The following is a 13,815-nucleotide window of genomic DNA, read 5'->3' as shown; positions in this document are numbered from 1 at the left end:
GAAGCAACGGGCGTGCCGAGTTGAAGATGTGGATCCTCCAGGAGTGAGCCGCTCTTCTGCCACGACCCCTCCATGAATTCCCATGCAGAAGATCCATGACTTTCTCTCGAAGACCGGCGCGCCCGGTGTGGCGGTGACGTTCGTGGCGGGCGGGCAGGCTGGCTACGCCTTCGCTGGCAACGGCATCGACGGCGATTCCTGTCCGAGCAGCTCACCGGGCCGCTGAGAATGTCGCGGACAGCGGCCTACATCGCAGCGCCCGGCGGCGCGGTGTCGCAGGGCTACGTGGGACCGCAGGGGGTGAACCACCGCGTCTGGTCTCAGGCGGAGGATCTCAAGAGCACCGCCGCAGACATGCAGAAGTTCCTGCTGGCCAGCCTGGGGCTGAACTCCCACGAGGCATGAAGTCCAGGGGGCGCAGCCTCCCGGCGGGCTGCTACCCTCCCAGCATCCGCAGCAGCGAATTCCCGAGCGGCGAGCCCAGGCCGCAGCAGGCGTTCCATGGGTTGCTGGCGGACGCGGTGAAGACGATGTCCGAGCTCGGGACGCCGTTGTTGCCCTGCGTGATGGAGGTGCAGGGCAGCGGGGCCTGTCCGGAGAGCTGGGTCTCGTAGAGGAGCGCGTTGAGAAAGCCTACCGGCGTTCCCAGCGCCTCGCCCAGCAGGGCGACGAGCGCGGCCCACATGGGGGCCGCGGCGCTGGTTCCGAAGGCGTGGCCACCGCCCTGGTTGTTCGGCTGGAGCTGGTAGCCGCTGGTCGGTGAGCCATTGCTCGCCACGTCGGGCACGCCTCGGCCGGGGCCCTGGTCGGGGTTGAGCGGCGCCGGCAGCGAGACGCGCTGCTGGTAGGAGGGCACGGGGAACACCCTGCTGATGCCGCCGCCGGTGGCCGCCTTCTGCCCAGGCTGCGTCTGGTCGTTCCAGACGACCTCTCCGGTGAGCACGGTCGACTGGCCCTGCTTCGAGAGCACCAGCTCCGTGCCACCACACGCCAGGCAGTAGGGCGACGAGGCCGGGAACGCGCAGTTCTGCGCGTACGCGCCCTGGGGGTTGCCCGCGGCACCGAAGTCTCCAGAGGCCACGCAGGTGGTGATCCCCAGGAACGCAGCGGCGGCGAAGACGAGGTTGATGGACTGGAGTTCCTGAGACGTCCACCCGGACTCCGGCACTCCCAGGCTGATGGAGAGGATGTCGACCGAGGGCTGCTCGTTGAACACGGCGGTCAGGATGGAGCCGAGCATGCCCGCGGGCTGTGAGTCGTATTGCTGGTTGTTGGCGAAGACGAGGTATGTGGCACCCGGAGCGATGGAGCCCGTGATCTTCAGGTCCATCCCGGCCTCGCTGTTGAAGGGAGGCTGCGGGCTGTGGCGGGGCGTCCCCATCAAGGTGATGGAGACGGGGCCCACCTGGAGGGACGAGTAGAAGTCCTGGATGCCCTGGAGATCGATGTTCAGGTCGCTCTCGATGAACGCCACGGTGAGCCCGGCGCCGGTGAGGCCTGAGGGGAAGTCGTAATAGTCGAAGGCGACGGTGGTCGGAAGGTTGCGGGCGAGGGACGGCACATCGGCGGGTGCGCTCGCGGCGTGCTGCGCGTGGGTGAGTGGCAGGGGGCGCGTGTCCAGGCCGAGCACGGCGCGCACATGCGGGTGGATCGCCTCTGGCAGGCGCAGCGGCCCCTCGTAGCCGCGGTAGGTGACGCCTTCGCGCTCATAGAGGGCAAGCTCGACACCGAACGCCCGGCTGAAGGCTCCAGCCGGGCCGCGCAGGTCGATGCAGAGGTTTCCGTGAGCTGGGGCGCTCGCCTCGAGCCCGTGGGCCGCCGCGAACTCCGCGATGGCCTGAAGTGCCTCCGGGGTGGGGCCGTAGGTCGCGGCGAAGTCTGAGCGCGAGGGCCGCTTCCGCTCGCCCGGACGTCGCTTCGCCTGGGCGTCGACGTGGGCGAAGAGCTCCGAGTCCGGGAGGCGGAGAGCGCACAGCAGCAGGGCGTTTACGGGTTGTCGAGGGTCCAGGGGACCGGTACGCCGCGCCTGGGGCACCGCCGGGAGCTCGCTACCCACGAGGGGGTATACCGCGAGCTGTTGCGTCATGAGCACCTGAAACGACGAATCATCCCTGGACCCATCGCTGAACTGCCTGAACCGTATCGCCCGGCTGGGTATTAAAACAAATGCGGGCATTGGGCGCGTGGCGATGCACCAGATTGATCAGCCGCTCGAACAAGAGCAGCTGTTCCGGTGCGGTGCGAACACCTGCTCCGATGACCACGACATCGGCCCTGTGCTTGGCCAGATAGGCCTCCACCATCGCTTCCGCAGCCTCGACCTCCGGCGGAATCAAGCAGGACCCGGTCTCAAATCCGAGGGCGCGCAACGCATCCCCCGCGGCATTTATGCCCGCCTTCAGTTTCTCAACCGTAAGGCCGGGAAATGGGGCCAGATTGGCGCGCTCAGGCTCGAGGCCTACAATGACGACAGCTGTCTTGATGGTCATAGGGTTTGGGTTCTGTGCCCATATCACACGTTGCGTCACCACTCCCAGCGCCCGGATCTGGCGGCGCGGCTCGCCACGGCCGAGGGCAGGCGCCGTTTCCGGAGGGCGACGGCGCGGCGGCGAGCAGGTCATGAAGTAGGACCTACGATAACGAGGATGACCTGGACCGGAAGATGCGCCCCTCGAGCATCAGGATGGCAGAGCGGGTGACTCCGCCGAACCTTCAGTCCCCTGCTCCAGCGCCCTCAGAGTCGGCCCGCCTGCGTGACGATGAACGCGGCTGGGGCATTCCCCATGGCTGACTGTTCGGAAATGTCGGGACTTTTGAAGCGCAAAACCCCCGACATTTCCGAACAGTTCCCTCCCGAGATGGGCCTTGTGGACGGCAGCCCAAATCCGACGAATCCTGACGGTCGCGTAGACTCTCCGGGGGAGGTCGAGGCGCCAGGCCCCATAGGTGGGCAAGCCTGTGTTCGCGTGACGGACCTGGGCTCCAGTGTCTCAGGTTTTGTAGTAGGGCGCCGCGCCCCATTTCCCGGCTTTCAGAGCGCCTGAGTGGCCTGCGACGGCACCGGAGCAGGCTGAACCGGCGCCACGGGGGCTCGGGGTGTAGCTCCCCCGCACCGTTCACTGCCGACGCGATCGTCAAAATTCGTCGGATCCTTGCTGCCGTCTACAGGCTCAGGCTGCGAGCAGCATGCGACGGTTCAGCCAGTCGAAGCTGGCACGGCCATGCATCTGGCGTTTCAGGAGTTTGCCCGCAGCACCCGGGCTACGGGCGGTTCAATCCTGCAGGCGTGAACCGGTTCCGCGAGCGTTGTAGACGATCGCGCCAGAGCGGCTGTATTCGGCGAAGACGGCGATCGCGTCCTCCCGCAGCACTCCTGAGGTGACGCTGATGCCGCGGCCCTCGAGTTCTGCTCTCCAGGTCGCGGGCATGGGTCCTTCGTCGAAGCCCGTGAGCTCTTCGCACTCAGGGCCGTCGCCGGCGATGAGCAGGTGCTTGACTCCCGACCAGACGAGCGCGCCGTAGCACATCGTGCACGGGCGCCAGTTGACGACGAGCTCGAGTTCGCGACCGCCAGCCGAGCCAAGATCCCAGGTGCCGAGACGGACCTGAGCGAGCGAGAGCGCCATGACTTCTGCATGCACGGAGGAAAGGCCCGAGCTCAACACGACGTTGACGCCGAGTGAGATCAATTCGCCTGTCGCAGGGTCGACGACGAGTGCGGCGAACGGCCCACCGTTGCCTTCCTTGTAGTTGCGCGCAGCGAGCCTGTTGGTGAGACGGACGCGATCTCCGGCGGTCGGCAAGAGCGTGTTGTACGTGTGCAGCTCCGTCATGAGCCACTCGGGCAGCTGTGCGTTCACTCGTGTCGCGAAGGGATGTACGTCGTTCATGATCGCTCCTGCCGATTGTGCTCGGTGTTTCGTGCAGTACGTACTCGAGAATGATGCCCTGCGGCACAGGCGCCGAATCTGGAATTGTGCAGGGGTAAGCTCGCCACCAAGGCGCGCAGCACGGCACGACCCTTGAGGTATGGTGACCGTTCCCTACTCGAGGCCCCCATGCAGACTCCCCAAGCCCCTGCCCTGAACCCGGCATTGCTTCCTCCTGGCACCCTCGTGGGCTCCTGGCTCGTGGTCGCCTGGGCGGGCCGCGGCGTCCACGGAGCCGTCTACCAGGTTGTGCCCGTGGACAAGCCCGAGGCCCGCCCCAAGGCACTCAAGCTCGCTCTGCTGCCCAGGGATCCCCGCTTCGTGCGCGAGGCGGAGCTGCTCTCCTTGGTGCGTCACCCCAGCGTCCCTCGCCTGTGGGACTCCGGGGACTGGCAGCACCCGAGCGGCGCCCTCCATCCCTTCGTTGTCATGGACTGGGTCGACGGAGCCCCGCTCTATGACTGGGCCCGCCAGCACTCCCCCTCCTCCCAGCAGGTGCTCCAGCTGTTGGCCCAGCTCGCTCGCGTCCTCCAGACCTTGCACTCCCAGGGCTGTCTCCACCGAGACGTAAAAGGCGACAATGTCCTGGTGCGCCACTCCGACAGCCGCGCCCTGCTCACCGACTTCGGCTCCGGCCGTTACCCCCACGCCTCCTCCCTCACCCCTGACATCCTGCCCCCAGGCACCCCGGCCTACCGCTCTCCGGAGGCATGGCTCTTCGAGCTCCAGTTCTTCAACGACCCCAAGGCCCGTTACTCCGCTCAGCCCACCGACGACCTCTACTCGCTGGGCGTCACCGCCTACCGGCTCGTGACGGGCACGTACCCCGAGCTCGGGGAACCTTCGAAGGATGAGGCCGGCCTCTGGCACTTGGAGCGTCTTGCCTCTGCCCCTCCGCTCTTTCTCAACCCCCGCGTGGACACGCACCTCAATGCCTTGATTCTCCGCATGCTCTCGGTGCGCCCAGAGCACCGCGGTACCGCGCAGGAACTGGCCGAGGCGCTGGAGCAGGCCGCGCTGCTCACCCTTCCCGAGAGCACCCGTTCACTCTTCAGCCAGGAGCTGTCGCCCTCGGTAGACTCGGGTGGGCAGGCTCCTGCCGCTTCCAGGCTTGCTCCCCTCCCGCCCGCTCATGACATGGCCGAGGCCCAGGCTCAGGCTCCCAAGGTGCCCTTGCTCACGCCGAGCTCCGCTGAGCGTGTCAGCCTTCTCGTGCACATGCAGCCCTGGCAGCTTCGGCTCGCGACGGCCGCAGCGCTCCTGGCGCTGGGCGCCTGGGTCGGGTGGCTCACTCCCAGGATGTTCCCGGAGCTTCCCTCTCTTGTCAGGCATGAGGTGGGCGGGGCACTCCTGCAGGAGGGTGGCGAGGCAGGGCTCGGAGATGATTCGACGCGCGCATCCGTGGCGGCCTCCCCCTCTCCCTCTGAGCCAGGAGTGCACGGCCAGGACACACTCCCTGAGCCGAGCCCGGGTCAGGCGCGGCCCGACGCGAAGGGACGGTGCCCTCACCCACGGCAGATCCCCCTCAATGGGGGGTGTTGGGTGAAGTTGCAGCGCGAGGAGTGCGAGGCGATCAAGGGCACCTTGCTCCATGGTACGTGCTACGTGCCCGGCGCTCTCCACGAACGTCAGCCCACCTCCCACCCCGTGCGCGAGCAGTGAGCCTCCGGCTGCGGCTTCAGGCGAACTTCGCTCCCACCTGCGCCAGCAACAACCAAGCACCGCGTAGAGTCAGCCAGCTCAGGTCTCGTAGCCGGTCTGCTCGAAGACGATGACCTTCTTGGACGCGGGGAAGAGGATGACGAAGAGGCGGAACCAGCCGGAAGCACCGGGGGCCACCGGGTAGGAGTGGTAGCGCGTCGCCACCTGCACGTTCTCCGAGCCGTTGCCGTAGGTCGCGAGGAGCTGCGGGTGCAGGGGCTCGAACTCCGTGTACAGGTAGGCCTGGGCCTGGGAGTAGCTGAGCGCGATGGCGTCATCGGCGGCGTAGGCGCCGTACTCCTGCAGGTCCATCACCGCCGCGTCCGCCTGGGTGAGGGTGGGCTGGCTCGCGTACGGCCACGCGAAGTCGAAGCGGCGCAGCGAGCCCTCGGTCCAGTCCCGCGCATCATTGCCGGCTTCGAGCGTCGCCTCGAGCTGGGCGGTGAGGTCCTGCTCCGACAGGGCCAGCGGGATGCCCGCTGTGTCCGAGCCCGGGGGCGGCGGCGTGGGGCACGCGCCGCTCAGGCACGCGGTCTGCAGCCGGAACTGCTTGCCCGAGCCGCTGCCCGAGCTCACCACCACCAGGTACTCACCCGCCGTCAGGGACACAGCGTTGATCTTGCTCAGGTCGCCATAGCCGTAGTTGTCGTCCTGGGTGCGCGGGTACGAGCCGTAGCTGCCGCTGGCGTTCCGGGGCCCGTACACCAGGAGGCCGGTGTCCAGGTACATGGAGCTGCCCCCATGCGTCACCTCGAAGCGGGCCGCGAGGGTGCCCGGCACCGTGACTTTGAAGGAGTAGTACTGGGGGTTCTGGGTGAAGTACGTCTGCACGGAGCTGCCCAGGCTCACCGGGCCCAGGTACGTGGTGCTGTCATAGATGTTGCCGCTGGCCGGCGTGGGCGGCACGTACAGCACGGCCTGCTTGCGCTGAGCCAGCTCCTCTACCGGCTTGTCCCCCCCAGGCACCTTCCCACAGGCAACCAGCACGACCACCGGCAGCACGCTCCACACCTTCATCAGCTCGAGACGCATCGTTCTGGCCCTCGGAATGTGAGTGGGCCGCCCGTGTGTCACGGCCAATCCAGGAATTCAAGCAACAACCTGGAAAACAAACTGGCCCCCCGTGAAGCCCCACAGACCGTGGGCCTGAGGTGCCGGCTGCATGGGTGTGCAGCTGCGCACGGTTCCTTGCCTTGCCCTCTGGCAAACTCGGCGCGTGCGCATCGGAGTCATCGGGACGAAGTGGGGATTGATGCATGTGGGCGCCTTCCGCGCGGCGGGCGCCGAGGTCACTGCGCTCTGTGGACAGAACCTGGAGCACACGCGCGCCGTGGCCGCACAGGAAGGTATCTCTCTGGCCACCACGGAGGTACGCGCGCTCTGCGACGCCGTGGATGCCGTGGTGGTGGCCAGCCCGGACGCTCTCCATCGGGAGCATGTCGAGGTGGCGCTCGACGCGGGGCGTGCCGTGCTGTGCGAGAAGCCGCTCACCCGTACCGCGGAGGAAGCGCTCGCCCTCGTGGCCATGGCACGCGTCTCGGGCCGGCTGTGTGCCGTGAACTTCCCTTATCGGATGCTTCCCTCCTTCGAGGCACTGAGGACCTGGCTCGAGGAGAGGCCTCCCCGCCAGCTCGTCGTCACCCTGCGGAACGGCTTCGTCCGCATAGGCGGAGGGGACTCCGATTCGTTCGTCGGCACATCGGCCGACTGGGATGGACTCTCGCACCTGCTCGACACGGTCCTCTGGCTGTCAGGGGCCGAGCCCCTCTGGATCCAGGCTTCCTTGTCCGGCCGTCCCGTCCACACGGCCGCGCTGCACATGGGCCTCTCCTCGGGCGCGACCGCCATCATCACCCATGCCGCCTGCCCCGAGCCGGGCCTCCAAGGGGGCTGGACGCTCGTCGGCCGGGACTGGGAGGTGGGTTTCTCTGGCGGGTACGTGCCCTCGCGCAGCGGCTGGTGCGTCTCCCCCGTGCGGTGCTTCCGGGAGGGTGACTGGACGGACCTTGCTCCAGGGATTGAACCTCGGCTGGGAGAGCGTGAGCCCTGGGCCCAGGCTCATGTGGAGACGGCCCGGCGCTTCCTCGCTGCGCTCGAAGGCGCTCCCCTTGTCGGGCTCGCGACGCTGGAGGAGGCCACCACCGTTCAGCGCCTCCTGGCCGCCGCCATCCTCTCGGAGCAGGAGGGGCGCCGCGTCACCCTCTCTCCAGCGCCGCCAGCGCCGCCGCCATCACCTGCTTGAGCGGGACACCCGCCGCCTCGGCCACTCGGCGGCAGTCCTCGAACTCCGGGTGCGCGTTGAGCACCTCTCCGCCGCGCAGACCGCGCTTCACCCGCACCCGGCCCCATGGCGTCTCCACCTCCACCCAGTCTCTGTCCAACGCCTGCCGCTCCACCCGGTAGAAGCGCACCCCGAGCGTGGTGGACTCGCGCAGCACCACGTCCATCACGGTCTCCCGCTTCCCACCTTCCACCACCGCGCTGAGCAGATGACCCGGCCGACCCTTCTTCATCACCACCGGCGTCACCCAGGCGTCCAGCGCTCCCACCGCCAGCAGCCGCTCCACCAGGTACCCCAGGAGCTGCGGTGTGCTGTCGTCCAGGTTCGCCTCCAACACCCAGAGGCCCTCGGCCTTGTCCTCCGCGCGCCCCAGTGACGCGCGCAGCACGTTCGGCCGATCCTTGAAGTCCTTCGTCCCCACCCCGTAGCCCACCCGCTCCACGATGAAGTCCGGCGGATGGCCGATGCGCGTCAGCACCTTCAGCAGCGCCGCGCCCGTGGGCGTCGTCAGCTCCCCCACCCCCTCGAAGCGCACTGGCACGTCCTTGAGCAGCTCCAGCGTCGCCGGCACCGGGATGGGCATGTTCCCGTGGGCCACCCGGATCGTCCCGCTCCCCAACGGAGGCGGTGCCGCGTACACCTCTGGATCTCCCAGCAGCTCCAGCACCACCGCCGCGCCGCAGATGTCCACGATGGAGTCCACCGCGCCCACCTCGTGGAAGTGGATCTCGTCGAGCGACACCCCGTGCACCTTCGCCTCCGCCTCGCCGATGGCCCGGAACACCGCCAGCGCCCGGGCCTTCGCCTGGGGCGACAGCGTCTCCGCCGCCTCGATGAGCTGCCGGATGTCCGTGTAGGCTCGGTGCGGGTGGACCTCGCGCTCGTCCACCACCACGTCCAGGTGCGTGCCGCTGATGGCGTGGCGCACCGCCCGGCTCACCGCCAGCTTCCAACCCGGCACCTTCAGTCCGCTCAGGGCCTGGCCAATCGCCTCTGGGGACACGCCCAGGTCGACTCCCGCCGCGAGGAACATGTCCCCCGCGATGCCACCCACCGGCTCCAGGTAGAGGATCTTTCGCACGGTCCGGCTCCTTATCAGCCTTCCTGCCCGTGATGGCACACACGTGACGAGACCGGTGGGAATGTGCTGAACATCCCAGCATGGAGACACGCACCGCGCTGGTGGCTGGAGCAAGTGGACTCGTGGGGAGCCTCCTCCTCGACGAGTTGCTGGAGAGCCCTCTGTACCGGGAGGTGTGCTCGCTCGGCCGCCGCCCTCTGCCGAAGCAACACCCCAAGCTCAGCCAGCGCACTGTGGACTTCGCACAGCTGGAGAGCGAGGCGCTCCCCTCCGTAGACGATGTCTTCTGCTGCCTGGGCACCACCCTCAAGAAGGCGGGCAGTCAGGAGGCCTTCCGCGCGGTGGACCATGGCGCCGTGCTGGCTCTCGGGAGGGCCGCACGACGGGCGGGGGCGAGGCGCTTCCTGCTCGTCTCCGCGCTCGGCGCCGATCCACGCTCGCGCATCTTCTACAACCGGGTGAAGGGCGAGGCCGAGGAGGACCTCAAGAGCCTGGGCTTCGAGTCGCTCGTCCTCCTCCGCCCCTCGCTCCTGCTTGGGGAGCGCGCGGAGAGCCGTCCCGGCGAGCGCGCGGCCATCGCGGTGACGAAGGTGCTGGGTCCGCTGCTCCGCCCCTTCAGCGGGCGTCCCATCGAGGCGCGCACCGTCGCACGGGCCATGCTGGCCCTGGCCCGAGATGCGGCAGGAGGCACGCGCGTGGCGCTCTCAGGAGAGCTGCAGGAGCTCGGCAAGTAGCGCGTTGCGAAGGCACATGGCCTCAACCTGCCTGACTCCGGGCTCTGTCATGTCAGCGTCTCCCCTGGGTCCGCGAGATGAGCGCAGCATAGAACCCACCGCCGAAGCCGTTGTCGATGTTCACCACCGCCACGTTCGACGCGCACGAGTTCACCATCGTCAGCAGCGCCGATACACCCTTCAGGTTCGCCCCGTACCCCACGGACGTCGGCACCGCCACCACCGGGATGCCCACCAACCCGCCCACCACACTCGCCAGCGCGCCCTCCATCCCCGCCACCACCACCGCCGCGTGGCAGTCCTGGATCTCCTCGCGCCGCCGCAGCAGCCGGTGGATCCCCGCCACCCCCACGTCGTACACGCGCCGCACCGTCGCCCCCATTGCCTCCGCCGTCAGCGCGGCCTCCTCCGCCACCGGAATGTCGCTCGTCCCCGCCGTCACGATGGCCACCTGCCCGGCCCGCCGCTTGCCCTGCTTGAGGTGGAAGATGCGCGCCACCGCGTGGTACTCGCCCTTCGGGAAGCGGGCGAGCAGCGCCTCCGCCTTGTCCGGCTGCAGCCGCGTCACCAGTACCGTCTGCTTGCGCTCCACCAGCGCTCCGACGATGCCCAGCAGCTGCTCCACCGTCTTCGGCTCTCCCATCACCACCTCCGGGAAGCCAAACCGCAGCGAGCGGTGCGTGTCCACCGTCGCGTAGCCCAGCTCCGCGAAGGGCAGGTCCTTCAGCTGGTGGACCGCCTCGTCCACGGAGACCTTGCCGCCCTTCACCTGCTTGAGGAGCTGCGTGAGCGTCTTCTCGTCCATGCGCGCTCCTCTACCCCAAAGCACGAGGGAGGAGAACGCGAAGCGGGAGCGGACCTACACGCCCAGGCGCTGCAGCAGCACCCGCGAGCTCTCCCGCTCGAGCACCAGCAGCATCCGCCCGGAGACCGGAGGCGCACTGGCTGCGGTGAACCGGGCCTCCAGCACCACCACGGGGCTCGTGCTCGCACCCTCCGTCTCGCGCAGCGCGGTGCTCACCACCTCGCGCGCCGAGCCCCGGTGCAGCTCCGGCACCGTGGGCAAGAGCTTCCACCGCGTCAGCTTGCCAATGGCGGAGAGGCAGGCGCTCGCGACGATGTTCGCCGTCTCCCTCAGGGCGCTCTCCATCTCCGCCCCTCGGGACACGTGCCCGAGCAGCACCGCGCCCAGCGAGGCCCCATCCCGGGCCGACAGCACGAAGAGCATCACCCCGCGCAGCTCGCCCGTCATCCCCAGCTGCACGCCGATGACGGGCTCCTCACCGCCCAGCTGCTCCGCCACGTCCGCGGCCGCCGTCACCATGGCGCGCGGCACCGCGAGATCCACCTTCTTGCCACCCACCAGCCGGGCGAGCGCATCCACCGCGTGCCCGCAGCCGATGTTGGCCACCTCGCGCAGCACGTCGAGCTGAATGTCGCTGGGGACCTGAGCGTTCACGCGGACAGTAACCTCGGCACGTCCAGGATGAAGACCGGGCGGCCACTTCCCAGAATCGTCACTCCAGAAAGGCCCGGGAGCAAGTCCAAGGGCCGGGAGAGTGGCTTGAGCACCACTTCTTCCTGCCCCAGCAGCCGATCCACCGCGAGAGCGACCTTCCCCGTATCTCCCTCCATCACCACAAAAGGCCGGACTCCCCGCCGTTCCGGCGCTGGCAGCCCTACCAGCTGATCCAAAGCGTGCACTGGCAGCAGTGTATTGCCGTGAGGCAGCAACGCCGTGTCCCGGCTGCGGCTGAGCTCGTCCGCGTTGGCCTCTTGAGCGCCCACCACCTTGGCGATCGGCAGGCCGAACACCTCGTCGCCCACCTCCACGAGCAGCAGATGTACCACCGCCACCGTCAGGGGCAGCCGCAGCGTGAAGCGCGTGCCCTTGCCCTTCTCACTGTCGATCTCCAGCGTGCCGCCAACGTTCTCCACCACACGCTTCACGGCATCCATGCCCACACCGCGGCCGGAGATCTCCGACACGTCCTTGGCCGTGGACACGCCCGGCAGGCAGGCGAGCATGAAGGCCTCGCGGTCGGACAGGCGCGCGGCCGCCTCGGCGGTGATGGAGCCCCGGGTCACCGCCGCGGCCTTGAGCTTCTCCGCGCTCATGCCCCGGCCGTCGTCCTCCACCTCGATGACGACGCGATCCCGGGCGCGGCGCACCGACACCTGCACCTTGCCCTTGGGGATCTTCCCCGCCGCGGCGCGCTCCTCGGGCGACTCCAGCCCGTGGTCGATGCAGTTGCGCAGGATGTGCAGCATGGGGTCCGCCAGGTCGTCCAGGATGGCCCGGTCCAGCTCGATCTCCGCGCCGGTGATGACCAGGTCCACCTCGCGCCCACGCTTGCGGGCGATGTCCCGCGCCGCCCGCGGCAGCCGGTCCGTGATGAGGGACAGCGGCGTCATGCGTGCCGACATGACCTTGTCGTGCAGATCCTTCACCAGCGCGTGCAGCCGGTAGACGCCCTCCTCCAGCGGCGGGCGCACGTTCTCCGGCAGCTCCTTGCCCACCTCGCGCAGGCGCGCGGTGGCGAGCATCAGCTCACCCACCGTGTCCAGGAAGTAGTCCAGCAGCTCCGTGCGCACACGCACCGTGCGCGGCGCGGCCTCCCCTGGCGCGCGAGAGGCCTCGGACGAGGGCGCGGGCACTGGCGCCGGAGGAGGCGCGGTGATGACGGGCTTGATGGAGACCAGCTCCACCTCCGACACGTTCCGCAGCGCCCCCTGGATGCCCTGCTCGCCCGCCGAGGTCTCCACCTCACACTGGATGAGCCCGTCCGGGATGCGCCCGGCCTTCAGATCCTCCAGCGCGGGCCGCAGCTCGGAGAGCATGCCCAGCCCCGAGAGCCGCTTGTGCACCAGGAACGCCCGCACTCCGGGCACCTGGCACGTCGGCACCACCCGCACCTTCACGGCCCAGCGGGACTGGGGCCCTGCGTCGAGCCGGACCTCACCCTTCGGCGGAGCAGCCCCCGGCGCCGGAGGAGCTCCACTGCTCGGGCTGGGAGCTCCGCCGCGCAGCGGCACGGGCGTCGCAGTGCTGGGAGCGGGAGCAGGAGCGCCAGGGTCGGGCGGCCGGACGGGGACAGGCGTGTTCCGCAGGGCCGTGGCATTCATCACCCGGGTGGGCGCCGGGGCCTGCCCGGTGAGGGCCGACACCCGCGCAGAGAGCTGGGACAGCAGCGTGCTCGCCTCCTCGGGGGGCTTGTTCTCCGCCACTGAGCGCACCTGCGACAGCAGCGTGTCCGTGGACGCCAGCAGCAGATCCACCAGCTCGCGGTTCAGCCGGCTCGCATCCTGGCGGACGGCGTCCACCAGATCCTCCACCCGGTGCGCCAGCGTGGCGATGGGCTCGAAGCCCATGGAGGAGGCCATGCCCTTGACGGAGTGGGCGTGGCGGAACATGGAGTCCACCGCGGCGGCGCCACCCTCCTTCTCGAGCTGGACCAGGTCCCTGCCGAGCGACTCCAGGTGCTCGCTGGCCTCGGTGACGAAGAGCCCGAGGTACCGGGACATGTCCATCGCCATGCCGGACCTCTCTCAGGGAAACAGGACGGGAGCGCGCAGCCGCGCTAGCCCTCGCCCAGGACCTTCTTCACGACGGCCAGGACATCCTCGGCCCGGAACGGCTTGACGATGAAGTCCGAGGCGCCTGCCTCGATGGCCTCCATCACCAGGCTCTCCTGCCCCAGCGCCGAGCACATGATGACCACCGCGTTGCTGTCATGCTTGAGGATCTCGCGCGTGGCCTCGATGCCGCTCTTGAAGGGCATGACGATGTCCATCGTCGTCAGGTCCGGCTTGAGCTCCTTGTACTTCTCCACGGCCTCCAGGCCGTTGGCCGCCTCACCGACGACCTCGAACCCGCCGGACGCGAAGATGTCCTTGATCATGTTGCGCATGAAGATGGCGTCGTCGACGACCAGGACCCGCTTAGCAGCCATGTGAAGCTTCGCCTCCACGTAAGGCCTCGAGAGGAGCGCGGAGCCTAGCACCGGCGCATCTGAGGGGGCTACTCACTTCTGCGCGGTAAGCAACGCTGCCACCGCGGCATCCAACCCTTCGGGATCTAGCACGGTA

At 68.7% G+C, this 13,815-nt stretch carries 14 protein-coding genes; 5 read left to right on the top strand and 9 right to left on the bottom strand.

Going from position 1 to position 13,815, the window contains the following annotated elements; translation table 11 throughout:
• Window positions 1-82 precede the first annotated feature (82 nt).
• The gene (locus tag VD972_RS28855; RefSeq protein ID WP_324991975.1) at window positions 83-226 is read left to right on the top strand and encodes a hypothetical protein; all 144 of its coding nucleotides are present in this window, start codon (window positions 83-85) and stop codon (window positions 224-226) included.
• 2 nt (window positions 227-228) lie between these two features.
• Window positions 229-405 (top strand): hypothetical protein, encoded by a 177-nt coding sequence (locus VD972_RS28850; protein ID WP_324991974.1) that lies wholly within the window; start codon window positions 229-231, stop codon window positions 403-405.
• Between the two features lie 31 nt (window positions 406-436).
• On the opposite strand, the gene VD972_RS28845 is transcribed toward VD972_RS28850, so the two are convergent.
• The 3 genes from VD972_RS28845 to VD972_RS28835 form a co-directional block, all read right to left on the bottom strand.
• Window positions 437-2,086 (bottom strand): S53 family peptidase, encoded by a 1,650-nt coding sequence (locus VD972_RS28845; protein WP_324991973.1) that lies wholly within the window; start codon window positions 2,084-2,086, stop codon window positions 437-439.
• Window positions 2,087-2,105: 19 nt separating this feature from the next.
• A complete protein-coding gene (locus VD972_RS28840) occupies window positions 2,106-2,489 on the bottom strand; it encodes a hypothetical protein (RefSeq protein ID WP_324991972.1) in 384 nt (127 codons plus the stop codon).
• A gap of 783 nt (window positions 2,490-3,272) precedes the next feature.
• The gene (locus VD972_RS28835) at window positions 3,273-3,890 is read right to left on the bottom strand and encodes a nucleoside deaminase (RefSeq protein ID WP_324991971.1); all 618 of its coding nucleotides are present in this window, start codon (window positions 3,888-3,890) and stop codon (window positions 3,273-3,275) included.
• A 168-nt stretch (window positions 3,891-4,058) separates the two neighbouring features.
• Here VD972_RS28835 and VD972_RS28830 point away from each other — a divergent pair, with 168 nt between their 5' ends.
• Window positions 4,059-5,591 (top strand): serine/threonine protein kinase, encoded by a 1,533-nt coding sequence (locus tag VD972_RS28830; protein WP_324991970.1) that lies wholly within the window; start codon window positions 4,059-4,061, stop codon window positions 5,589-5,591.
• A gap of 78 nt (window positions 5,592-5,669) precedes the next feature.
• Here VD972_RS28830 and VD972_RS28825 read toward each other — a convergent pair whose 3' ends face one another.
• Window positions 5,670-6,662 (bottom strand): hypothetical protein, encoded by a 993-nt coding sequence (locus VD972_RS28825; protein WP_324991969.1) that lies wholly within the window; start codon window positions 6,660-6,662, stop codon window positions 5,670-5,672.
• 184 nt (window positions 6,663-6,846) lie between these two features.
• On the opposite strand from VD972_RS28825, the gene VD972_RS28820 reads away from it, so the two are divergent.
• A complete protein-coding gene (locus tag VD972_RS28820; RefSeq protein ID WP_324991968.1) occupies window positions 6,847-7,872 on the top strand; it encodes a Gfo/Idh/MocA family oxidoreductase in 1,026 nt (341 codons plus the stop codon).
• Here VD972_RS28820 and larC read toward each other — a convergent pair.
• The gene (larC, locus tag VD972_RS28815; RefSeq protein ID WP_324991967.1) at window positions 7,826-8,992 is read right to left on the bottom strand and encodes a nickel pincer cofactor biosynthesis protein LarC; all 1,167 of its coding nucleotides are present in this window, start codon (window positions 8,990-8,992) and stop codon (window positions 7,826-7,828) included. The two genes, VD972_RS28820 and larC, sit on opposite strands and share 47 nt — an antisense overlap.
• A gap of 80 nt (window positions 8,993-9,072) precedes the next feature.
• On the opposite strand from larC, the gene VD972_RS28810 reads away from it, so the two are divergent.
• Window positions 9,073-9,726 carry an NAD(P)H-binding protein gene (locus tag VD972_RS28810; protein WP_324991966.1) on the top strand — a complete coding sequence of 218 codons (654 nt, stop codon included), beginning with the start codon at window positions 9,073-9,075 and terminating at the stop codon, window positions 9,724-9,726.
• Between the two features lie 52 nt (window positions 9,727-9,778).
• Here VD972_RS28810 and larB read toward each other — a convergent pair whose 3' ends face one another.
• From larB to VD972_RS28790, 4 genes are read right to left on the bottom strand one after another with little or no spacing between them, the layout of a single operon-like run.
• Window positions 9,779-10,531 carry a nickel pincer cofactor biosynthesis protein LarB gene (larB, locus tag VD972_RS28805; protein WP_324991965.1) on the bottom strand — a complete coding sequence of 251 codons (753 nt, stop codon included), beginning with the start codon at window positions 10,529-10,531 and terminating at the stop codon, window positions 9,779-9,781.
• A gap of 54 nt (window positions 10,532-10,585) precedes the next feature.
• The gene (locus VD972_RS28800; protein ID WP_324991964.1) at window positions 10,586-11,185 is read right to left on the bottom strand and encodes a chemotaxis protein CheC; all 600 of its coding nucleotides are present in this window, start codon (window positions 11,183-11,185) and stop codon (window positions 10,586-10,588) included.
• Entirely contained in the window at window positions 11,182-13,263 is a 2,082-nt protein-coding gene (locus VD972_RS28795; RefSeq protein WP_324991963.1) for a chemotaxis protein CheA, read from the bottom strand. The genes VD972_RS28800 and VD972_RS28795 overlap by 4 nt, the downstream gene beginning before the upstream one ends.
• A 44-nt stretch (window positions 13,264-13,307) precedes the next feature.
• On the bottom strand, window positions 13,308-13,679 hold the full coding sequence (locus tag VD972_RS28790; RefSeq protein ID WP_324991962.1) for a response regulator: 372 nt from the start codon (window positions 13,677-13,679) through the stop codon (window positions 13,308-13,310).
• Window positions 13,680-13,815: the final 136 nt, after the last annotated feature.

The sequence above is a fragment of the Hyalangium sp. genome, assembly GCF_035629615.1.
Classification (GTDB): domain Bacteria; phylum Myxococcota; class Myxococcia; order Myxococcales; family Myxococcaceae; genus Hyalangium.
The sequence above is the reverse complement of the archived record's forward strand: the minus strand, read 5'-3'. Positions and strand labels throughout refer to the sequence as shown.